Origin of the sequence: Brachybacterium sp. UNK5269, assembly GCF_049266655.1 — a bacterium.
GTDB lineage: Bacteria > Actinomycetota > Actinomycetes > Actinomycetales > Dermabacteraceae > Brachybacterium.
Genome location: NZ_CP184883.1, coordinates 1,866,280 through 1,887,358 on the forward strand (window position 1 = coordinate 1,866,280; position 21,079 = coordinate 1,887,358).

A 21,079-nucleotide genomic window follows, 5' to 3' on the forward strand; every position below is an offset into this window, starting at 1 on the left:
TCCGCGATCTCCGGTCCCTCGGCCGCGGGGTCGTTCCCGGCGGCTGCTCGCTCACCCTTCCGGGCCTTCCCGATCAGGCTCCGGCCGTGTCGCAGCGCGCTCCCCCGCGGAGCCCGCGGCGCCGCGGGCTCCGCGGGCGGTGCCCATCAGTCCGGAGGCGGCGCCGTCGGCCGCGTCCCCGATGCTCTCGCGGGCCGCAGCGAGCCGCCCGCCGGACGCCGCCGCGGCGACATCGGTCGCCTCGACCGCCCGGCGGTACTCGGCCGCGTCGACGCCGGGAGGCGGCAGTATGCGCAGGTGCTCCATGAGACGTCCGGACTGGGTCCGCAAGGAGACCAGCGTCAAGCCCCCCCCCCGAGATCACGCCGCCGGCGAGCGGAATCGCCTTGGTGACCGTCGTGGGCGCGGGCATTGCATAGTGGGGCGATAGCGGCACCTATCCCCCCCCCCCCCCCGCGTAGGCCTTGGTTCCTGGGCGCGCATTCCGGGGTGCGCAGTGGAGGGATTGCCGGTGCCCATTCCCCCCCTTGCGTCACCCTGACCGGCGCCGAGCCGCCGGAGCCAGGAAACCGCCGCCGTGGCTGGGTGACGCCTCAGGTCGGATCGTCCGTCGGGTTGCGCCGGAGCACGTACTCTCCGGGCATGACCCCCAGGACATCGACGCTGCTCGTCATCGTCTCCGCAGCGGTGATGGCCTGCGGCGCCGTGGTCTGCCTCGTGTACGTCGTCCAACCCTGGCGCAGCTGCTCGTACGAGGACACCTCCGCCGGCTGCGCCATGCTGCCGCAGGACGCCGCCGTGATGGGGGTGGCGATGCTCATCACCGTGATCGCGTTCCTGGTCCTCACGCTCGGCATCGCCGCCCGCCTCTCGCATCGCGGCCCGGCGCCCCGTGACGGAGCACGCCCGTCATCCCGGGGACCGTCACCCCGTCGCTGAACGGATTCCCCGCTGCCGAGCCGCGAGATCCCGCAGGCGCTCGGTCGCCAGGACCGTGCATGCCGCCGTGAAGCGCTCGGCCCATCCCGGCCTGCGGACTCACGGAACGAGGCACGGCAGCACGAAGCGGGGCCGGCTCGGCGCCGACCCCGCTCCCTGCTGATCCGCTCAGCGCAGCCGTCAGTGGCCGTGGCCGTGACCGTGGCCGAACCGGTACTTGTACGTCACGACCGCGCCGTTGCCCGGGGCGCCGTCTTCACCCATCACGCCGGTGGTCGCGTAGATCCTCGATCCGCTGAGCTCGACATCGGCCGGCGACTCCGTCTCGAAGACGGTCCTCGCCCTGCTGCTGCCGGGCTTGATCACCGAGACCGCCCCGTCGAACATCTCGGCGACGACGATGTGCCCGGAGGGCGACACCGCAAGACCGGTCACTCCCTGCATGCCTCGATCGGCGACGAGCCGGGTCCTGCCCGAGTAGGGGTTGATCCGGTAGATCTTGCTCAGCGGGAAGGCCTCCCCGGCCGAACCCTGGAGGGTGGACACGAAGAGCCTGCCTTTCGCGCCCACCTCCACATCGGTCGGAACCGGCTCGGGCGTGTAGGACTCTCCGATCACGCAGTCGGGCATCTCCAGACCCCCGACCATCTCCTCCACATAGGCCTGCGCCTCGGCGGAGAAGGTGATCGCGCTCGCCGGCAGGACGGCGACCGTGGAGATCTCGCCCGTGTCCTCGTCCACGGCCAGGATGGCGTTCGCGGCCGCATCCGCGACGTAGATGGTCCCGTGATGCACGGTGAGCTGGTAGGCGTTCGACTCCACGATGCCGGGGTACTCGTTCAGCGGCAGCGGCATGCCGGCCCTGTTCTCGACCTCGTCCTCGAACGCGGCCACATCCTCGGCGCACTCGTCGTCCAGGCCGCGGAAGCCGTACGTCTGCCCCGCGTCCGGATTGTTCTCCGTCTCATGGGCCCAGAAGTCATCGCTGACCACGGTGCGCTCGCCGTCCCGATCCAGCCGGACGACGTGGCTGACCGGCCCGGTCTCCCCGGCGGAGGTCTCGAGGTAGTAAATCGCGCCGTGATGGGAGGAGGCGCCGGCGATCCCGCCGTTCTCCGGATCGGGCACCTGGTAGAGAGCGGATACCTCGCCACGTCGGTCCACCTGGGACAGGGTCCCGGCGAAGGACTGGTTGACGATGACCTTCCCGCTGCGTCCGACGGCGAGCGAGAGCGGGCCGACGAGACCGTCGGCGAGGACGTCGGGCTCGCGCATGGGCGGGCCTCCGGCGTAGGCGGGTGCTGCGATGAGGGTGGCGGCGAGGGCCAGTGAACAGGCTCCGGCGGCCACAGAGGACCAGCGCATGATTTCCTCCAGGCGTGACAACATCACCCAGGCCGTCTCGGATGAGGGCGGCCAGTGCCAGGATCGTGTTCCCGAGGGCGGGCGCGCGCACCGGGCGAGGGCGAGACTATGACCTACGTCACAGTAGGGTCAACGATCTGGTGAGACCGGCGTCCGCTCCCCGCTGTTCATGGAGTCCCTGCTCAGCCCGAGGCGAGGTCCCGCCGCCGCAGACCGAGCAGACCGATGACCACGAGCACCACCGCGAGGGCGCCCATCACGATCAGCGGCGCCACCTCGAGCTCCTCGGAGGGCACCAGGGCGACATGGTGCAGCGGGGAGAGGGCGCGCGCCCAGTCCGGCAGACCCAGCAGGTCGCCGAAGAGGGTGATCAGCGCCGTGGCGACCACCAGCAGCCAGGCCAGGCCGGTGGCGCGCAGGCTGATCCCGTACAGAGCCAGGGCGATCGCGCCGCACAGGGCGATGCCCGGGAGGTAGGCGAGGGCGGCGAGGGTCATCTCGCCGATCCAGGCGGCGTCGTCGGTGGCCGACCACACCCCGATGCCCACGCCGAACCCGAGCAGCGCCTGCATCACGGCCGCCTCCACCAGCACCACCAGGAACCAGGTCAGCGCGAGGGAGTGCCGAGTGGTGCCGGCCAGCAGCAGTCCGGCGAGCCGTCCCGCGAGCTCCTCGGTGCGCAGGCGCAGCACCCCGGCGACGATCAGGGCCACCGGACCGAGGGTGAGCATCAGCAGCACGAAGCCGGAGAAGGAACCGGTGAGGTCGTCCAGCGAGATCGGCGCCCAGTCGCCGAGCGCCGGCATGTCCTCCATGAAGTCCGTCAGCGAGGAGGCCAGGGCACCGAAGGCGATCGCGAACAGCAGCAGGCCGACCCCCCAGGCGAGCATCGTCGAGGTGAGCAGCCGCCGGGTCAGACCGCCGGGCCCGAGCAGCGCGGCCGAGGCCCGATCGGGACCGGCGGAGGCCGTCCGCAGCCCCGCCCCCACGTCGCGGCGTCGCGACAGCGCGCCGGCGAGCAGCAGCAGGAGCGTCGTCGCGGCCAGCGAGAGCAGCAGCGGCCACCAGCGCAGGTCCACGTAGATGCGGGTCTGCTGCGCCCAGGCCAGCGGGGAGAGCCAGGAGAGCCAGGAGCCCTGGCGCTCGATGACGTCGCCGATGCCGCGCACCAGGAAGGCCAGCGCCACCAGACCCAGCGCCATCCCGGAAGCGGTGCCCGCATGCTCGGTGAGCTGCGCGGTGACGGCGGCGAGGGCGGCGAACACCAGTCCGGTCAGCGCCGTGGCGACCCCCATCGCGAGGGAGTCGGCGAGGGCGCCGCCGACCGCCAGCGCCCCGATGCTCACTGCGGCGCCGACCGCCACGTCGGCGATCGTGACGATGACGAGGGCCGCCAGTGGTGGGGCGAGCCGGCCCGTCGGCAGGGCCCGGACCATCTCCAGCCGCCCGGCCTCCTCCTCACCGCGGGTGTGCCGCACGGTCAGCAGCACGCTCATGATCGCGGCGGCCAGCAGGATGTAGAGGAACAGCTCGTTGGCGACCATGGCCCAGAAGGTGTACCGGGTGGTGGCGAAGTAGGGGCCGGTCATCATCACCGCCGACGGGTTGTCCAGCAGCATCGCCCGGGCGTCCAGGGACCCCTGGTCCGGGTAGGCCTCCTCCATGGCGAGGATCGAGGCGGGCACGAGCACCAGCATCGCCAGGGTCCACAGGAGGATCTGGCGGCGGGAGATGCGCCCGTAGAGCCGGATCAGGGACCCCAGTCCGGTCAGCGGTGAGGTGGGGGCGACGTCGCGGCGGTGCCGCTTCCGGCCGGTCGTCGGCGGCCGGGTGGGGGCGGTGGTGCTCATGGCTCCTCCCCGGGAGCGGTCTGGGCGAGGTCGTCGCCGTAGTGGCGCAGGAAGAGGTCCTCGAGCGAGGGCGGGGTGACGGTCAGTCCGGTCGCGCCCATCGCCGTGAGCACGGGCAGCACCGCGGGCACGGCGGCGTCGTCCACGTCGAAGCGGAGCCGCCCGAGCTCCGCGACGAGGTCGTGGACCCCGTCGATCGCGGCGAGGCGGGCGGGGTCGGCGGTGGTGGTGGCGGCGACGGTGGAGCGGGTGAGGTGACGCAGCTCGGTGAGGGTGCCGGATTCGACGTCCCGGCCGGCGCGGATGATGGTCACCGTGTCGCAGAGCTTCTCGACCTCGGCGAGGATGTGGCTGGACAGCAGGACGGTGCGGCCGTCGGCCCGCAGCCGGCTGACCTCGTCGGTGAAGATCGCCTCCATCAGCGGGTCCAGTCCGGAGGTGGGCTCGTCCATGACGTAGAGGTCCACGTCCCGGGACAGCGCCGCCACCAGGGAGACCTTCTGCCGGTTGCCCTTGGAGTAGGTGCGGGAGCGCTTGGTGGGGTCCAGCTCGAACCGCTCGATGAGCTCGTCGCGGCGACGGCGGTGGGCCGCGGACCGCTCGCCGCGGGTGAGCACGTCGATCGCCTCGCCGCCGGTGAGGGTGGGCCAGAGGTTCGTGTCGCCGGGGACGTAGGCGAGCCGGCGGTGGATCTGGACCGCCTGCGTCCAGGGGTTCATGCCGAGCACCTCGGCACCGCCGGCGTCGGCCCTCAGCAGTCCGAGCAGGATGCGCAGGGCGGTGGACTTGCCGGCGCCGTTGGGGCCCAGGAAGCCGGTGACCTGCCCACGAGGCACGGCCAGGCTGAAGCCGTCCAGGGCGCGGGTGGCGCCGAAGGTCTTGGTGAGATCGCGGACCACGACGGCGGCATCGCTGGTCCTGGTCCCGGTGGCGGGCGTGTCGGTCGCGGTCATCTCAGGTCCCGTCGGTCGCTGGGGTGGGGTCCCCGCCGGCCGGGGCGGCGGCGAGGTAGGCGTCGAGCACGGAGCGGTCGGTGAGCAGCGGGACCGAGTAGAGCTCGAGCAGCGGTCCGATCATGGCCTCGGTGTATCCGCGCATCCAGCGCGGGAGGTCCTCGAGGTCGAGCTGCTCGCGCTCCCCGGGCAGCTGCAGCAGCAGCGAGCCCAGCGCCATCTGTGTGAGCACCCGGGCCCGGGCCCGGGGGTCGCGGCTGGGGCTGAGCAGGCCCGCCTCGACCCCCTGCTCGAGGTAGACGACGGCGTCGGCGGTGAAGTCCTCGACCAGCTCGGTCATCAGGGCGCCGCCCGCCTGCAGGCGGCGCAGCACGTAGCCGACCGCGGGGGCGTAGGTCTCGGCATCGGCCAGCTGGAGCAGCATCTCGGCCGCGCCGCCCTGCATGACGCCGCGCTTCCCGCGCCGGGTCATCTCCAGCGCCCGCCGGTCGCAGGCCGCCAGCAGCTGCTCGCGGGATCCGAAGTGGTGAATGATCAGTCCTGCGCTGACGCCCGCGTCGGCGGCCACCCGGCGCAGCGGGGCCGACAGCCCGTCGATCGCGAAGCGGCGCATCGCGGCCTGCAGGATCCTCTCCCCGCCGGTGAGCTCCTTCGCCCTCGCCTCCGGCATCTCGCCTCCGCTCCGCTCCGCTTCCGCACATCCTCGCTGAACACTTGTTCAAGATGCTATACGAGTGTTCAGTCGCTGCCAAGAGGGTGCTGCGGACCCCGGGGCGGGACATCCGGGGCCCGGAGCCGCGCACGGGCGTCGGCGGACAGCGGACGGCCCCGGCGGATGCTCCGTCGGGGCCGTGCTCCGGCAGGGGGCTCGCTCAGCCCAGCGCGTCCATCCCGCCCTTGGCGCGCAGCAGGGACAGCAGCAGGTCCTTGGGTCCGGTGGCGGGCTCGAGCGCGCAGTCGTCGGGCACGAAGGACCAGGCGGCGCGCAGGGAGCGGAACACCTCGAACTCCGCATCGCCGGTGCGCAGCGGGACGGCCTGGTAGCCGCCGGCCTCGGGCAGGTGGATGACGAACGCGCCGGTGAGGTCCGGCATCTCGCGGGTGGAGCCGTCGTCGTCCAGCAGCAGCTCGGCGCGGCAGACCGCGACCCCCTGCAGGGCGTAGTCGCCGCGGACCTTCTTCGAGGTCTTGATGTCGGCGCTGAGGACGGTGTTGCCGATCCTCACGATCGCATCGGTGGTGCCGGCGTAGCCGACGGTGTGGTTGACGACGGTCTGCTCGATCTCGAGGAACTCGGGCTGGTAGTCGTCCAGGAAGCGGCCGTAGCCGTCCAGGCGCACGTCGGCGCGGGCGATCAGCGCCTGGGGATCCTGCTCCCCGGCGAAGGCGCCCTGGGAGGCGCGCATCTGCTCGATGATCTCCCCGATGCGCGCGGCACCCGGCCGGGCGCCGCTGCTCCCCCATTCCTCGCAGACGGCGTGCACGAGGGTGCCGAAGTCGGCGGCGGTGCGGGTGTACTCGGGGGCGGCCGCGGCGATCCGCTTCTGGGTGCTCCAGCGGTCCCGGGTGACCCGCGAGATCTCGGCGGCGGCGCGGCCCGGGTTGCGATCCAGCCAGGCGTACATGTCCAGGGCCCGCTTCGAGGCCATGGTCGCGTACCAGCCCTGCAGGAAGTCCTTGGCGCGCATCCCGGCGACGGTGGTGATCGACGGGTACATGAGGGGGCCGTCGGGCTCGAGACGGTACATGCGGCCGCGCGGGGTGTCGGCGCTGAGGGAGGGGCTGGTCATGGGTCCTCGGGATGACGCGGGCGTCGCCGGGGCGACGGGGACGACCGACACGGTACGCCGCGGGGGTGACGTGTCGGGCCAGCGGGGCCGGGACGCGCCGCATCGCACGGCCGGATCACATCCGAGCCTCCGCGGCCCTCGGTCGGCGCTCAGTCGGCGCTGTCGAAGATGATCCGCTCCGCCACCAGCCGGGCGCGGCGGGTCAGGCGCAGGTACCGCTCCTCGAGCTCCGAGGCGGAGGCGTCGATGCCGTCGATGAGCACCGCCAGGGCCCGCAGGTCGATGCGGTCCGACGGCAGCACATCGGCCTCGCGGCCCTTCCACAGGAAGGAGCCGCGGCGGACCTGCCAGGCGAGGATCCAGGCGTCGGAGAGCTCGCGCGCCTCGCGGGTGGGGAGCAGTCCCGCCTCGGCGGCCGCCTCGAGCTGGGAGAGGGTGCGGGTGGTGCGCAGTCCCGCGGTCTCGTGCCCGTGCTCGAGGGCGAGGATCTGCGCGCACCACTCGACGTCGGTCATCCCGCCGCGTCCGAGCTTGAGCTGGCGGGAGGGGTCGGCGTTGCGCGGGAGGCGCTCGGACTCGACGCGGGCCTTCATCCGGGTGATCTCGCGGCGCATCGACGCGGAGAGCCCGCCGGTCGGGTAGCGGTGGACGTCCATCGCCTCGACCAGCTGGGCCGCGACGACCTCCGAGGCGACCACCGGACGGGCGCGCAGGAGGGCCTGCTTCTCCCAGGTCTGGGCGTCCCGCCGGTAGTACTGCGTCCACGACTCGAGGCTGCGGGCCAGCGGGCCCACCTTGCCCTCGGGCCGCAGATCCGCGTTGACCTTCATGTCGGTGCCGGCGGCCGGGGCGTTGAGGATCCGCTGGATCTGGGTGGCGACGGCGATGGCGATCTCCACGGTCGCCGAGCCGGCGCCGCGATCGATCGCGAGGAACTGGACGTCGGCGTCCGAGGAGTAGCCCATCTCGCCGGCGCCGAAGCTGCCCAGAGCGATGATCGCCATCTCCACGCCGAGCGCCCGCGCCGGATCGGAGCGGGTCTCGCGCAGCCGCTTGGCGGTGTCGACGTCGACCTCGGGGGCGCCGTCGAGGGTCTCGGCGTTCTCGCCGACGGCGTCGCGGTCCTTGGCGACCACGTGGAAGGCGACCAGCATCCCCGCCTCCAGCACCGCCTCGGCGAGGTCGGTGAGGGCGCGGGCCACCGCGGGCGGCTGCGCGACCCCGGTGAGGTGGGCCAGGGCGATCCGCAGCAGCTCCCGGCTGCGGGTGCGGCGCAGCACGTCGCGGGCGGCCTCGACGGAGTCGACGCGGGAGATGACGGCCAGGAATTCGCGTCCCAGCACGTCGCGGGAGAGCGGGCGCAGCTGTTCGTCGCGGGCCAGCCAGCGCACCGCCTCGGGGATCTGCTCGAGCTGCTGGCCGACGAAGCGACTGGCCGAGAGCACCCGCGTGAGTCGCTTCGCGGCGAGCCCGGAGTCCCGCAGCAGGCCCAGGTACCAGTGCGAGGAGCCGATGGTGTCGGACAGGCGCCGGAAGGAGAGCAGGCCGAGATCCGGGTCGATGCCGTCGGCGAACCACTCCAGCAGCACCGGCAGCAGCTGGCGCTGGATCTTCGCCCGCCGGGAGATGCCCTCGGTGAGCGCCGAGATGTGCCCGAGGGCGCGGGCCGGGTCGCGGTAGCCGATCGCGGACAGCCGCGCCTCGGCCTGCTCGGCGCTGAGGGTGATCTGTCCGTCGCTGAGCTGGGAGGAGGTCACCAGCAGCGGGCGGTAGAAGATCTCCTCGTGCAGCTGCTTCACCCGGCGCCGGGTGCGCTGGTACTGCTGATGGAACTCGTCGGTGGTCAGGCCCATGGTGCGGGCCAGCCGGCGCAGGTCCGCGGCGGAGGTGGGCAGCACCTGGGTGCGGCGCAGCCGGTGCAGCTGCAGGCGGTGCTCGATGCAGCGCAGGAAGCGGTAGGCGGAGTCCATCTCGGCGACGTGGTCGCGGGAGATGTACCCCTCCGCGCCGAGCCGGGCCAGGGACTCGAGGGTGGAGCGGGCCTGCAGCGACTCGTCGGCGCGGCCGTGCACCATCTGCAGCAGCTGGACGGTGAACTCGACGTCCCGCAGCCCACCGGGACCCAGCTTGATGTTCCGCTCGACCTCGGCGCGGGGGATGTGGGCCACCACCCGACGTCGCATCGCCCGGGCGTCCTCGACGAAGCCGTCCCGGGTGGAGGCGTGCCACACCCACGGCTCGACCATCTGCTCGAAGTCGCGGCCTAGCTGGTGGTCGCCGGCGGCGGCGCGGGCCTTCAGCAGGGCCTGGAACTCCCAGGACTTCGCCCATTCGGTGTAGTAGCGGCGGTAGGAGCCCAGCGTCCGCACCAGCGGCCCGTCCTTGCCCTCCGGGCGCAGATTCGCATCGACCTGCCACAGGGAGCCCTCGCCGGTGCGCTCGGAGCAGGCGCGCGCCAGCTCGCGGGCCAGCGCCGCGCCGACGGCGACGACGGTGTCGTCATCGGCCCGGTCGGTCGCCTCCGCATCGGGACCGGCCTCCGGAGCGGCCGCCCCGGGCCCGTCGCCTCCGGTCTCCGCAGGGGCGATGACGTGCATGACGTCGACGTCGGAGATGTAGTTGAGCTCGCGCGCACCCGTCTTGCCCAGCGCGATCACCGACCAGCGGACCTTCTCCTGACCCTCGACGCAGGCGCGGGCGATCGCCACCGCGGCCTCCAGCGCCGCATCGGCCAGGTCGCTGATGGCGGCGGAGACCTGCGGCTGCAGCCCGGCCGGCGAGGAGGCGAGCACGTCGGCCGCCGCGACCTGCACCAGCCGGTCGTGATAGGCGATGCGCAGGGCGTCCCGCACCTCGCGCCCCCCTCCGTCACCGGCGACCGGCACGGCGGCGGCCGGGTCCGCGCCCACGGCGCGCAGCAGGCTCTCGCGCACCGCGGCGGCGGGGACGGCGAGATCGTCGTCGCCCTCGCGCAGCACCTCGAGGCGATCAGGGTGCCGGGCGAGATGGTCGCCGAGCGCCACCGAGGTGCCCAGCAGCCGGATCAGGCGCTCCCCCGCCGTGCCGGCGGTGCCGATGCCGGCGAGGAACTCCTCCATCAGCGGCATCTGCCCGGCCTCCTGGGCCGCTTCGGCCAGGCGCAGCAGGCCGAGCACCGCGTCGTCCCCGTCGGCGGTGGCGCCGAGCGCGCGGGCGGCGTCCGGGCCCAGCGCGGAGAGCACGGGCTCGGTGAGGAAGCGCTGGACGCGGTCGGTCCTGCTGAAGCCGAGGCGGGCGAGCGCCCCGGTGGAGGTGGTCGGTTCCGGCGTCATGCCTGCTCCCCTCAGACCCGGCTGAAGGTGGAGCGCAGCTCGTAGTCGGTGACCTGCTCGCGATAGCGCTGCCACTCCTGCCGCTTGTCGCGCAGGAAGAACTCGAAGACCTGCTCGCCGAGGGTCGCGGCCATCAGCTCGGAGCCCTCGAAGCTCTCCAGGGCCCGGAACAGGTCGGTGGGCAGCGGGTCGATGCCCATCGCGCGCCGTTCGCGCTCGGTGAGGTCCCAGACCGCGTCCTCGGCCCCCTCGGGCAGCTCGTACTCGCCCTCGATCCCGGCCATGCCCGCCGACAGCAGCACGGCGAAGGCGAGGTAGGGGTTCGCGGAGGAGTCCAGGCCGCGGAACTCGACCCGGGAGCTGGTGCCCTTGGTGGGCTTGTGGAACGGCACCCGCACCAGGGCGGAGCGGTTGTTGTGGCCCCAGCACACGTAGCTCGGCGCCTCCTGCGCACCCCAGAGGCGCTTGTAGGAGTTCACCCACTGGTTGGTCACCGCCGAGTACTCCGGGGCGTGGCGGAGCAGTCCGGCGATGAACTGCCGGCCCATCCGGGAGAGCCCGTACTCGGCCCCCGGTTCGTGGAAGGCGTTCTTCCCGCCCTGGAAGAGCGAGAGGTGGGTGTGCATCCCCGAGCCCGGCTGGTCGATCATCGGCTTGGGCATGAAGGTGGCGACCTGCCCCATCGACAGCGCCACCTCCTTGACCACGGTGCGCAGGGTGACGATGTTGTCCGCGGTGGTCAGCGCGTCCGCGTAGCGCAGGTCGATCTCGTTCTGGCCGGGCCCGTTCTCGTGGTGGGAGAACTCGACCTGGATGTTCATCGCCTCCAGGTGCTGGATGGCGTTGCGGCGGAAGTCCTGGCCCTGGCCGCGGTGGACATGGTCGAAGTACCCGGCGGAGTCGATCGGTCGCAGCGCCGTGCCCTGCTCGTAGGGCTCCTCGAAGAGGTAGAACTCGATCTCCGGATGGGTGTAGAACTCCAGCCCCTTCTCCTCCGCGCGGCCCAGCGCCTCGCGCAGCACCCTCCGCGGGTCCGAGGCGGCCGCCTCGCCGTCGGGGGTGAGCACGTCGCACATCATGCGGCCGGTCGCATTGGTCTCCCCGCGCCAGGCCAGCAGCTCGAAGGTGCCCGGGTCCGGGCGCAGGAGCATGTCGGACTCGTAGCTGCGGGTCAGGCCCTCGATGGTCGAGCCGTCGATCCCGATGCCCTCGGTGAAGGCCGTCTCGAGGTCCGACGGCGAGATCGCGATGGACTTCAGCGTCCCCGCGATGTCGCAGAACCACAGCCGGATGAACCGCACGTCACGATCGGTGACGGTGCGGATGACGTCGTCGTGGAGTTGTTCCATGACGCCAGTGTGCCGCAGGATCGCCCGCCCGGCACGGCGCAGCGCCCCGACCTCCGCCAAGGGGGGTCGGGGCGCTGCGGTGGGGGTGGTGCTCCGCGATCAGCCCAGGCTCAGGTACCACTGACCGTCGGAGCCCTCGACCATCGAGTACGGGAAGTCGGTGCCCGCCATCGAGACGGAGACGCTGCCGTCGCCGTTGTCGACCGTCTCGACCATCGAGCGGTCGATCACGTCCATGGCGCCCGGCTCGAGCGACTCCATCTGCGGTGCGAGCGTCTCGCCGCACACGGTGAGGGTCGCGCCGGTCACCGGCTCGTCCGTGTTCGGGTCGATGAAGAAGCTGCAGGCCGCCTCCGCGTCGCCGTCGTCCAGGACGGTGATGAACTCCAGGAAGCGGTCCCCGGCCGCGGTCAGCCCGGCCTCGTCGACCGGTGCGGCCTGCTCGGCGGCGGCGTCCTCGGCCTCCTCGGCGGCGGTCTCCGCGCTGTCGGCGGCCTCCTCCTCGGCGGCGCCCTCCTCCGCGGCGGGCTCCTCCTCCGCAGCAGGCTCCTCCGCGGCGGGCTCCTCCTGCGTCGCGGGCTCCTCGGCGGCGGGCTGATCGCCGGTCTCGGCGGCCTCCTCGCCCTCGCCGAGCCCGCCGCACGCCGCCGTGCCCGCGATGAGCGCGAGCGCCCCCAGGCCGGTGGCCATCCCTCGTACGGTCCTGCGCATGCTCCTGGTCATCTGCCCGTCCTTCCGTTCTGTGCTGATGTCGGTACCGGCGCAGCACAGACTGGCACAGAAGCCGCCGGAGGGAGATGGGGAGGACTCCCCATGGACGCTGCGCAGCCTCCGCAGGGGCGGCCTCAGAAGGGGATCGAGAAGTACCACTGCCCGTCGTCGCCCCGGACCAGCGGCACGTCCTCGAGCGGCGCGCCCGCGATGCTGACCGCGACGGTGCCGTCACCGCTGTCGGTGGCCTCCACCAGGGAGGGCTCCAGGGCGTCGAAGGTGCCCGGCTGCAGCTGCTCGGCGATGCTCCCGAGGCTCCCGCCCATCCCGTCGGCGCACTCCTGCAGCCGCTCCCCCGCGGGGGCGGTCCCGGTGCTCGGGTCCAGGACGAAGCCGCAGGCGGCCTCCCAGTCCTGGTCGTCGATGACCTGCAGCGCCTCGACGACGCGCACCGAGGCGGCGTCGAGCTCCTGCTCGGTGACGGGGCCGGACCCCTGCTCCCCGCCCCCGTCGCTCGGCGCGGCGGAGGGCCCGCCCTCTCCGCCCCCGTCGGAGGGCGCAGCCCCGGCAGTGGTGCTCGCCGCCGGCGGGGGCGGCTCGTCCTCGCCCCCGGTGCAGGCGGCCGCGCCGAGCGCCAGGGCGAGCGCCCCCGCTCCCGCGGCGGCCAGGCGGGCGGTGCTGCGCATCCTCGAGCTCACGGCGCTCTCCTCCTGGTGGGGGCCGGTCCGGACGTACCGGCACCAGAGTGGCACACCCGCCTTCGCCCGGGGAGCCCGGAGCGCAGACGGATCGACCGGACTACCCTGGTCCCCGCGACGCCCTTCCCCCGTTTCGCCCGCCCACCAGGAGTTCACCGTGAGCAACCCGTCCCCCGCCGGCGCCACCGGACCGGCCAAGATCCGCCTGCGCCATCTGCAGCAGGCCGCGGACGAGGGCCGACCCTTCACGATGCTCACGGCCTACGACCAGTTCGCCGCGCAGGCCTTCGAGGCCGCGGGCATCGAGGTGCTGCTGGTGGGCGACTCGGTGGGCACGACCGTGCTCGGCCACACCACCACCACCGCCACCACCCACCAGGACATGCTGACGTTCACCGGCGCGGTCGCGCGCAGCGTCCACCGCCCGCTGGTGGTCGCCGATCTCGCCTTCGGCACCTACGAGGCCGGGCCCGCCGACGCGCTGCGCCACGGCGTCGAGCTGGTCCGCGCGGGCGCCGAGGCGGTCAAGCTCGAGGGCGGGGCCGAGATCGCTCCCCAGGTGCGGGCGCTGGTCGATGCGGGGATCCCCGTGTTCGGGCACCTCGGCTTCACTCCGCAGTCGGTCAACTCGCTGTCCGGCCACCGGGTGCAGGGTCGCGACGAGGTGGGTGCCGAGAAGCTGCTGGCCGATGCGCTCGCGCTGCAGCGAGCCGGCGCCTCGGCGCTGGTGCTCGAGCTGGTCCCGGCCGCGCTCGCCGGCCGCGTCACCGAGGCCGTGGACGTGCCCACCATCGGCATCGGCGCGGGCCCCGCCTGCGACGGCCAGGTGCTGGTCTGGCAGGACATGGCGGGCCTGTCGGGCTTCCGCGGCACCTTCGTGAAGGTCTTCGCGGACCTGCGCGGCGAGCTGGAGCGGGCCGCGCAGCAGTACCGCACCGAGGTGAGCGAGCGCAGCTACCCGGGACCCGAGCACTCCTTCGAGTGAGGCGGCCGGGACGGGCCCGGCCTCAGCGGGGGTCGTCGGCCTCGGCCGGAGGCACCCCGAAGTCCTCCCAGGCCTCGTCGTCCTCCTCCCACTTCTCGTTGCGGCGCGCCGCGGTGCGCAGGGCGAGCTCTGCCTCCTGCCGGGTCGCGTAGGGGCCCATCAGGTCCGTGCCGGGCGAGAGGCGGCCCTCCTCGACGGTGCCGGTGCGGAGGTTGTAGTAGTACTGCGTGGCCTCGGTCATGTCGGACTCCTCCCGGGTCGGTGAGAGACTGGCTCCTATGACTGTAGAGCAGGAATGGACCCGTCCAGAAGGTCGCGAGCCGCTGGTGCCCGGCACCATCAGCCCCCGTCGGGCGGTCCCCGCACGCATCGCACGCCCCGAGTACGTCGACAAGGACGAGGCCGTCTCGGACAGCGGCCCCTTCGTCCAGAGTCCGGACGTGATCGAGCGGGTCCGGGCGGCGTCCCGCGTCGCGGCGCTGGCCCTGCAGGCCGCCGGCGAGGCCGCCAGGCCCGGAGTGACCACCGACCACATCGACGCCGTCGTCCACGACGTGCTGATCGAGAACGGCGCCTACCCCTCGACCCTCGGCTACCTGGGCTTCGAGAAGTCCTGCTGCACGAGCCTGAACGAGGTGATCTGCCACGGCATCCCCGACTCCACGCTCATGCAGTCCGGGGACATCCTCAACGTCGACGTCACCGCGTTCCTCGACGGCGTGCACGGCGACTGCAACGCCACCTTCCTGGTGGGCGACGTCCACCCCCGCGCCCAGGACCTCGTGGACACGGCGCACGCGGCGATGATGCGCGGCATCAAGATCGCCCGTCCCGGCCGCGAGGTCAACGTGATCGGCCGGGTCATCGAGAAGTTCGTGGCCCGGCACGGCATGGAGTCGGTGCGCGACTACACCGGTCACGGCGTCGCCGAGGGCTTCCACAACGGCCTGATCATCCCCCACTACGACTCCGCGCCGATGTTCGACGACGTCATCGCCGAGAACATGACCTTCACCATCGAGCCGATGGTGACGATCGGCTCGCAGGCCTGGGAGCAGTGGGACGACGGCTGGACCGTGGTCACGAAGGACCGCTCCTTCTCCGCGCAGTTCGAGCACACCATGGTGATCACCGCCGACGGTCCCGAGCTGCTGACGGTCGTCTGAGCGGAGGTCGGCGCCGCGGCCGGGCTCCCCGGGCCGGCGCGCTCCGGTCTAGCTGACCGGACCGCGGTGCTGGGCGGCGCGGAGGAGCTGCACCGCGGCGGTGGAGAGGGTCTGTGCGTTGCTGCGGGCCAGGTGGTGCAGCTGGTCGTGGGCATCGGCGATGGGGATGCGGTGCCGGTAGGCGAGCAGACCCTTGGCCTGCTCGATGACGGTGCGGCCCTCGAGCACCTGGCGGACCCGGGCGCTGATCGTGTCGGCGTCCAGGTCCAGGTCGCGCACCAGCAGCATGCCGATCACGTCGGCGAAGGCCTGGCCCAGCACCAGATCGGGGCGGTCGCTGCCCGGGGCGGACCCGAAGACGTTCAGGCCGCCGAGGGTCACGCCGTTCCAGCGGATGGGGAAGGCGTGGACAGCGTCGAAGCCGGCCGCGACGATCGCCTCCCCGACGCGGTCCCAGCGGGAGCGGATCTGCTCGGCGCCGATCTCGCTGACCAGGCTGCCGGTGGCCACGCAGTCCTGGCAGGGACCCACCTCGGTCTGGAGCTGGAACAGCTCGAGCTCGCTGGTGCGGTGGGAGGTGGCGCTGAGGAGGTCCATCACCCCGGGGCGGGAGACCACCAGCACGCCGGCCCCGACCGCCGGCAGCAGGTCCCGGCAGTCCGCCATCACCTGCGCGAGGATGTCGTGCACGTCGTGCTGGGCGGTCACGGACCCGGCCGCCTCGGCCAGCGCCTGCAGGGCCGTTCGGTGCGTCATCGGTGGTCCCCTCCTCCGTCCTGGTCGGTGCTGAAGTCGCGGCGGTACTCCAGGATCTCCGTCGCGATCTCCGCCATGTCCATCCCTGCGCTGAAGGCGGCGGTCCGGATCAGCGCCGCGGCGTCCACCGCGGAGATGCCCAGCTGGGCGATCACCATGCCGGTGGCCTGGCTGATCCGGTCCCGCACGTCCCAGCTCAGGCCGGCCTCCCCGTCGAGACCCGAGGAGACGATCGCCGCGCCGATCATCCCCGCCAGCACCGACGCCTCGTGCGTGGGCGGCGACCAGCGGCCGGTGGCGGCGCGCCGGTAGACACTGGCCACCCCGAGTGTCTCGGATCCGACCCGCATCGGGAGGGCCTGGACCACCAGGGCGCCGAGCTCCTCGGCCATGGTGCTGGCCAGGACGGGCCAGGGGCCGGTTCCGGGCTGACCGCCGAGCTCGGCCGTGATCACCCGTCCGCTGGAGGCCGCATCCAGGACGGGGCCCTGACCGATCACCTCCTGCAGGTTCTCCAGCCGCGATGCCGTGTCGTCGGTCGCGCACAGCGTCACCCGATGCAGCTCACCCGGCGCCAGCGTCAGTGCCCCGCCCTGCGCCTCGGTCACCTGGACCAGGGCCCGGCACATCCGCAGGAACCGTGCCTCGCCCTGCTCGCCGTCGCCGGGGAGTGCGTCCGTTCGCGGCACGACTGCCTCGGTGAACAGCGCCATCATCCGGGCGCGCACCTGCCTGCCCGGCTCCTCGGCGAAATCGTGGGGCCTCATAACAATCCCACGGTACTCCTGACTGCGGACGGATCGGCTGACTGCGGACGGATCGGCGCCCGAGCATCTCCGGGTGCTGCTGGGAGGCGCGGAAGGATGAATGCGCCCTCGCGTAGAGTCGGGGCGTCGACTCGAGTGTGATCGGACGGTCGGGTCGCTCACCGTGCGAGGGAGGAAGTACGCATGTCTCCGGATGAGGGTGGCGAAGCGTCCGTCGGCGGCGCCGGCGACGTGCTGCTGGGCAGCGAGGACATCCCCACGTTCCTGCAGGAGTTCGCTGTCATGATGGCCGACCGGCTCTCCGACGGGGAACGCGCCGTGTGGTGCGCGGTCAGTCTCCTGCGCGAGAGGACGGCGGGCACGGCCGCGTCGTCGAGTCCGCAGGCGAACGCTCTCGACGAGCTCCAGAACCGCTGCTCCGACGGGCCGTGCTTGGCAGCGATGCGGGAGCATGCGGTGGTCCGGGTCGGTGATGTGCGCGATGACCCGCGCTGGCCGGACTTCCACGCCGCGGCCGCGCAGCAGGGTGTGCGGTCCGTGCTCGGGGTCCCCTTCGAGCTGCACGGCGAGGCCCGGGCCGCGCTGAACGTGTACTCCTCGAGGCCCCACGATTTCGATCCGGACCTGGTCGAGACGGTCCGCCGGGAGGTCCGGGACGCCTCGGGCGCGCTGCGGCTGGCGGTGCGCCTGGCCCGTCTGCAGGACGCCCAGCAGGATCTCCAGGCAGCGCTGGCCTCGCGCACGGTGATCGACCTGGCGGTGGGGATCATCATGGGTCAGAACCGGTGCAGCCAGGAGGAGGCCGTCGACATCCTCAAGGCCGCCTCGAACCACCGCAACCTCAAGGTCCGGGATCTCGCCGCCGCGCTCGTGGCGGGCCTGGATCCGCGCTCACCCAGCACGCACTTCGAGCTCTGAGCGTCCCGCCCGCGGGAAACGGGGTCCGGCACCGCTTGTGACGGGCGTCGCACTGGGCTGGCGTGGAGCGCGTGGTCCAGCAGGGGGCCGCTGCGCTCAGAAGAGTCCGAGGCCCTGCCATGCTCCACACAGTCTCCGTCACCGTCCGTGTCGACATCGATCAGGGCGTGGTCCAGCTCGCGATCACGGAGTGTCTCACCGCGGAGTCCCACCATTGCCTGATCCCGCTGATCCTGCGTGCGCGCGGGATCAATCCCTTCGGGATGGTCCTCGTCGACCTCACCGCAGCCCGGCACATCGAGGAGGCGGGCCTGACCTCGCTGCGCTCGGCGATCGAGATCGTCGAGCACGAGGAGCCCGGGCAGCCCGTCCGGTTCCTCACGCCCGAGGTGCTGCCGCCGTGCCTCATGGCCGACGCCGTCGCGGGGGGAGAGCACCGATGACGCGCCTGCGAGCAACGAACCCCTCCGGGACCGACGGACGCCCTGCGCGGTCGCTCCCGGCACCGACCGGAGCGGCCACGCCGTCCGCGCGGGACGGCGCCGGGCGCACGACCACCCGCTCCCGCCCCCGCAGCCGCCCCCGTCGCGAGCAGGTGCTCGACGGCGCCGGACAGCTGTTCGCCGAGTACGGGTACTACGGGGCGAGCCTGCGCCACATCGCCCGCGAGGTGGGGCTCTCCCACCCCGGCATGCTGCATCACTTCGCCACCAAGGACGAGCTCCTCAGCGCCGTGATCGATCGCCTCGAGGCCCATGCCCAGGACGCCCTCGACCGCCTCGACGAGCTGTGCACGGACCCAAGGCACTGCTGCAGGCGCTGACCGAGGTCTGGCACCCGGGCTCCCCCGCGATCCGGCTGCTGGCGAGGCTCGATGCGGATGTGGTCAGTGCGGATCATCCCGGGAAGTTCCGGATCGCACGGCTGCACCGGGTGCACGAGCATCTGCTGGAGCACTGCTTCACGGCGCTGGCCGAGCAGGGCCTGCTCCGGGAGGGCACCGACCCGGCGTTCGCGGGCAGGGCCATGCTCGCCCTCATCCTCAATCACGCCGCGCGGGAGAGGACGGTCCGGGCCATGCAGAACGTCGACCATGCGGACTCCCCTACCGAGGACCTCCACCGCCTGGCCGGACTGTTCCTGGCTCCCGGCGCGGCGGCCTTGAGCCGCCCGGCGGCGTAGGAGCCGCGTCCACGGCGACGGACGCGAGGCCGGCGGGGATCTCGGCCGATCCCCGTCCGTGGGGTCGCGCACGGGGTATCGTGATCCGCCGTGGCGCGCCGCCTGACCAGGCGCGCAGAGTGCAGGGCGGCCACCGACGTGCCGCGCACCGGAAACAGGAGATGCGATGAGCAAGCAGGCCTTCGGGATCGACATCGGCGGGAGCGGCATCAAGGGGGCGCCGGTGGACCTGTCCACCGGCGAGCTGGTCGCGGAGCGAGTGCGGATCGCCACCCCGCAGCCCTCGACCCCGGACGCCGTGGCGGACACCGTCGCCGAGCTGCTGAGCTCCTTCGACCTCGCCGCCGACATGCCGGTGGGCGTCACCTTCCCCGCAGTGATCCAGGCCGGCGTGGCCAAGACCGCCGCGAACGTGGACGACGCCTGGATCGGGACCGACGTGGACGCCCTGCTGTCCCAGCGCACCGGCCATGACGTGTTCGTGGTCAACGACGCGGACGCGGCCGGCATCGCGGAGATGAAGTACGGCGCCGGACGCGGCACCTCCGGGGTGGTCATGGTGATCACCCTCGGGACGGGCGTGGGCAGCGCGACCTTCGTGGACGGCACGCTGGTGCCCAACACCGAGCTCGGTCACGTGCTGCTGCACGGCGACTCCGCGGAGCGCTACATGGCCAGCTCCATCCGGGAGAAGGAGGATCTGGACTGGAAGACCTGGGCGGGCCGGCTCCAGGAGTACTTCTCCCACATCGAGTTCCTCTTCAGCCCCACCCGCATCATCGTGGGCGGCGGGGTCTCGAAGAAGCACCAGAAGTTCCTGCCGCTGCTGGACCTGAAGACCGAGATCGTCCCGGCGGAGCTGCGCAACGAGGCCGGCATCGTCGGCGCCGCCGTGCTCGCCCACCGCGAGAACAAGGCCCTGCACAAGGGCGAGAAGAAGGCGGCCAAGAAGGCGGGGAAGAACTCCGGCACGAAGGCCCCCGGGGCGAAGGAGCACGCCAAGCGTCACGCGGCGAAGTAGCGCCCACCGCGCCGCACCCCCGCTGCGGGGGTGCGGGGCGGACCAGCCGGCCTGTAAGCCGGGTTCTGTGATCGGCAGCCATCCCTCTAGGATCGCCGTTGCCGACGACCTCCAGCGGCCTACCCGGGAACTCGGGCCGGCGCCCTCGAACGTTCCCTGTCTGACCTTGCTCCCGGTGGGGTTTACCGTGCCGACCTCGTCACCGAGGCCGCGGTGGTCTCTTACACCACCCTTTCACCCTTACCGCCGCACCCCGCAGGGCACGACGGCGGTCTGCTCTCTGTGGCACTGTCCCGCGGATCACTCCGGGTGGGCGTTACCCACCACCGTGCCGGATGGAGCCCGGACTTTCCTCGGCCCCGGGGCGAGCCCCGAGGACGCGGCTGCCCGGCCGACTGGTCCGCCGACGAGTCTACGCGGCCACCGGCCGCTGCGCCCGTCCCCGCCTGGCGTGCGGCGTCGCTGACGTGCGGAAGGTCTCGCGGCGTGCCGGCCTGCCCGCCTGCGGCGAGGCTCGACAATGGGCGGATGCTGATCCTGCTGCCGCCCTCGGAGACCAAGACCCGCCCCTCGGAGATCGGCTGCCCGCCGCTGGACCTGGAGGTTATGACCCTGCCGGCGCTGCGGTCCGACCGCGCGACGATGCTGCGCGCCGCCCAGCGCACCGCGGCCACCGCCGACGCCGCCGCCCACCTCAAGGTCCCCGCCTCGGCCCCGGAGCTGGTGGGCAGGATGCTGCACCTGGACCAGGAGCCGGCCGCCCCCGCCCTCGGCGTGTACTCGGGGGTCCTGTTCGACCAGCTGGACCCGGCCTCCTCCCCCGCCCCGGAGCGCCGCGTCCTGGTCCAGAGCGCCCTGTTCGGCCTCGTCGACGCCGTCCAAGATCGGATCCCGGCGTACCGGCTCTCCGCCGGCTCGACCGTCTCCCGGCTCGGCAGGGCGGGCTCCTGGTGGGCACCGCGGCTGCGGCCGCTCGCCGCGGCGCTGCGGGAGACCGAGGCGGAGCGCGGCTCCCCCGTGGTGATCGACTGCCGCTCCGGCTCCTACCGCTCGATGATGGCGATGCGCAGCGACGGGGCCGTGCGCGTGCTCGAGGTCTCCCCAGTGCAGGAGCGCGGCGGGGTGCGCACGGTGATCTCCCATGACGCCAAGCGCTACCGGGGCCTGGTCACCCGGGCGCTGCTCGCGGCGGCCGACACCCCGGCCTCGGCCGACGAGGTGGTCGACGTGGTGCGGGACGGTCTCGGTGCGGGCCTGCAGATCGAGCTCGAGGGCGACCGCCTGGTGGTGGTGGACCGCGCCGACTGAGCCCGCGACG

22 protein-coding genes and 1 other RNA gene are annotated in these 21,079 nt (G+C 72.8%); 9 read left to right on the forward strand and 14 right to left on the reverse strand.

The features are described 5' to 3' along the window. Nucleotides 1-51: 51 nt before the first annotated feature. The gene (locus ACOJUI_RS08610) at nucleotides 52-306 is read right to left on the reverse strand and encodes a hypothetical protein (RefSeq protein WP_422114563.1); all 255 of its coding nucleotides are present in this window, start codon (nucleotides 304-306) and stop codon (nucleotides 52-54) included. Between the two features lie 336 nt (nucleotides 307-642). On the opposite strand from ACOJUI_RS08610, the gene ACOJUI_RS08615 reads away from it, so the two are divergent. Then, complete coding sequence (locus tag ACOJUI_RS08615) at nucleotides 643-939, forward strand: hypothetical protein (protein WP_422114564.1); 297 nt, start codon at nucleotides 643-645, stop codon at nucleotides 937-939. Between the two features lie 180 nt (nucleotides 940-1,119). Here ACOJUI_RS08615 and ACOJUI_RS08620 read toward each other — a convergent pair whose 3' ends face one another. From ACOJUI_RS08620 to ACOJUI_RS08660, 9 genes are all read right to left on the reverse strand, one after another. Beyond that, the gene (locus ACOJUI_RS08620; protein WP_422114565.1) at nucleotides 1,120-2,304 is read right to left on the reverse strand and encodes a ScyD/ScyE family protein; all 1,185 of its coding nucleotides are present in this window, start codon (nucleotides 2,302-2,304) and stop codon (nucleotides 1,120-1,122) included. 182 nt (nucleotides 2,305-2,486) lie between these two features. Further along, a complete protein-coding gene (locus ACOJUI_RS08625) occupies nucleotides 2,487-4,154 on the reverse strand; it encodes an ABC transporter permease (protein WP_422114566.1) in 1,668 nt (555 codons plus the stop codon). Further along, entirely contained in the window at nucleotides 4,151-5,107 is a 957-nt protein-coding gene (locus tag ACOJUI_RS08630; protein ID WP_422114567.1) for an ATP-binding cassette domain-containing protein, read from the reverse strand. The genes ACOJUI_RS08625 and ACOJUI_RS08630 overlap by 4 nt, the downstream gene beginning before the upstream one ends. Before the next feature lies 1 nt (nucleotide 5,108). After that, nucleotides 5,109-5,777 (reverse strand): TetR family transcriptional regulator, encoded by a 669-nt coding sequence (locus tag ACOJUI_RS08635; protein WP_422114568.1) that lies wholly within the window; start codon nucleotides 5,775-5,777, stop codon nucleotides 5,109-5,111. A 202-nt stretch (nucleotides 5,778-5,979) separates the two neighbouring features. Beyond that, the gene (locus tag ACOJUI_RS08640; RefSeq protein ID WP_422114569.1) at nucleotides 5,980-6,897 is read right to left on the reverse strand and encodes a PD-(D/E)XK nuclease family protein; all 918 of its coding nucleotides are present in this window, start codon (nucleotides 6,895-6,897) and stop codon (nucleotides 5,980-5,982) included. A 149-nt stretch (nucleotides 6,898-7,046) separates the two neighbouring features. Then, nucleotides 7,047-10,208 (reverse strand): bifunctional [glutamine synthetase] adenylyltransferase/[glutamine synthetase]-adenylyl-L-tyrosine phosphorylase, encoded by a 3,162-nt coding sequence (locus ACOJUI_RS08645; protein WP_422114570.1) that lies wholly within the window; start codon nucleotides 10,206-10,208, stop codon nucleotides 7,047-7,049. An 11-nt stretch (nucleotides 10,209-10,219) separates the two neighbouring features. Beyond that, entirely contained in the window at nucleotides 10,220-11,557 is a 1,338-nt protein-coding gene (locus ACOJUI_RS08650; RefSeq protein WP_422114571.1) for a glutamine synthetase family protein, read from the reverse strand. A 99-nt stretch (nucleotides 11,558-11,656) separates the two neighbouring features. Next, nucleotides 11,657-12,280 carry a hypothetical protein gene (locus ACOJUI_RS08655; RefSeq protein ID WP_422114572.1) on the reverse strand — a complete coding sequence of 208 codons (624 nt, stop codon included), beginning with the start codon at nucleotides 12,278-12,280 and terminating at the stop codon, nucleotides 11,657-11,659. A 122-nt stretch (nucleotides 12,281-12,402) separates the two neighbouring features. Then, on the reverse strand, nucleotides 12,403-12,966 hold the full coding sequence (locus ACOJUI_RS08660) for a hypothetical protein (RefSeq protein WP_422114573.1): 564 nt from the start codon (nucleotides 12,964-12,966) through the stop codon (nucleotides 12,403-12,405). Between the two features lie 157 nt (nucleotides 12,967-13,123). Between ACOJUI_RS08660 and panB the strand changes: the two genes are divergently transcribed. Next, a complete protein-coding gene (gene panB / locus ACOJUI_RS08665) occupies nucleotides 13,124-13,951 on the forward strand; it encodes a 3-methyl-2-oxobutanoate hydroxymethyltransferase (RefSeq protein ID WP_422114574.1) in 828 nt (275 codons plus the stop codon). Nucleotides 13,952-13,973: 22 nt separating this feature from the next. Here the strand turns inward: panB and ACOJUI_RS08670 are convergent, their stop codons facing one another. Then, on the reverse strand, nucleotides 13,974-14,192 hold the full coding sequence (locus ACOJUI_RS08670; protein WP_422114575.1) for an SPOR domain-containing protein: 219 nt from the start codon (nucleotides 14,190-14,192) through the stop codon (nucleotides 13,974-13,976). 37 nt (nucleotides 14,193-14,229) lie between these two features. Between ACOJUI_RS08670 and map the strand changes: the two genes are divergently transcribed. Further along, on the forward strand, nucleotides 14,230-15,117 hold the full coding sequence (map, locus tag ACOJUI_RS08675; RefSeq protein ID WP_422114576.1) for a type I methionyl aminopeptidase: 888 nt from the start codon (nucleotides 14,230-14,232) through the stop codon (nucleotides 15,115-15,117). Between the two features lie 48 nt (nucleotides 15,118-15,165). Here map and ACOJUI_RS08680 read toward each other — a convergent pair whose 3' ends face one another. Together ACOJUI_RS08680 and ACOJUI_RS08685 are read right to left on the reverse strand one after the other, a co-directional pair. Next, nucleotides 15,166-15,873, reverse strand: coding sequence for a GAF and ANTAR domain-containing protein (locus tag ACOJUI_RS08680; RefSeq protein ID WP_422114577.1), 708 nt, complete (start codon nucleotides 15,871-15,873; stop codon nucleotides 15,166-15,168). Beyond that, nucleotides 15,870-16,640, reverse strand: coding sequence for an ANTAR domain-containing protein (locus tag ACOJUI_RS08685; protein WP_422114578.1), 771 nt, complete (start codon nucleotides 16,638-16,640; stop codon nucleotides 15,870-15,872). Before ACOJUI_RS08685 ends, ACOJUI_RS08680 begins: the two co-directional genes overlap by 4 nt. A gap of 183 nt (nucleotides 16,641-16,823) precedes the next feature. Here ACOJUI_RS08685 and ACOJUI_RS08690 point away from each other — a divergent pair, with 183 nt between their 5' ends. From ACOJUI_RS08690 to ppgK, 5 genes are all read left to right on the forward strand, one after another. Further along, nucleotides 16,824-17,558 carry a GAF and ANTAR domain-containing protein gene (locus ACOJUI_RS08690; RefSeq protein ID WP_422114579.1) on the forward strand — a complete coding sequence of 245 codons (735 nt, stop codon included), beginning with the start codon at nucleotides 16,824-16,826 and terminating at the stop codon, nucleotides 17,556-17,558. A 119-nt stretch (nucleotides 17,559-17,677) separates the two neighbouring features. Continuing rightward, complete coding sequence (locus ACOJUI_RS08695; protein ID WP_422114580.1) at nucleotides 17,678-18,001, forward strand: hypothetical protein; 324 nt, start codon at nucleotides 17,678-17,680, stop codon at nucleotides 17,999-18,001. After that, nucleotides 17,998-18,381, forward strand: a complete 384-nt coding sequence (locus ACOJUI_RS08700; protein ID WP_422114581.1) for a TetR/AcrR family transcriptional regulator — start codon at nucleotides 17,998-18,000, stop codon at nucleotides 18,379-18,381. The genes ACOJUI_RS08695 and ACOJUI_RS08700 overlap by 4 nt, the downstream gene beginning before the upstream one ends. Then, a complete protein-coding gene (locus ACOJUI_RS08705; RefSeq protein ID WP_422114582.1) occupies nucleotides 18,348-18,740 on the forward strand; it encodes a hypothetical protein in 393 nt (130 codons plus the stop codon). Before ACOJUI_RS08700 ends, ACOJUI_RS08705 begins: the two co-directional genes overlap by 34 nt. Before the next feature lie 166 nt (nucleotides 18,741-18,906). Then, nucleotides 18,907-19,761, forward strand: coding sequence for a polyphosphate--glucose phosphotransferase (ppgK, locus tag ACOJUI_RS08710; protein ID WP_422114583.1), 855 nt, complete (start codon nucleotides 18,907-18,909; stop codon nucleotides 19,759-19,761). 38 nt (nucleotides 19,762-19,799) lie between these two features. On the opposite strand, the gene rnpB is transcribed toward ppgK, so the two are convergent. Further along, an RNA gene (rnpB, locus tag ACOJUI_RS08715) (RNase P RNA component class A) lies at nucleotides 19,800-20,160 on the reverse strand. Between the two features lie 129 nt (nucleotides 20,161-20,289). Between rnpB and ACOJUI_RS08720 the strand changes: the two genes are divergently transcribed. Beyond that, entirely contained in the window at nucleotides 20,290-21,069 is a 780-nt protein-coding gene (locus ACOJUI_RS08720; RefSeq protein ID WP_422114584.1) for a YaaA family protein, read from the forward strand. Nucleotides 21,070-21,079 lie beyond the last annotated feature (10 nt).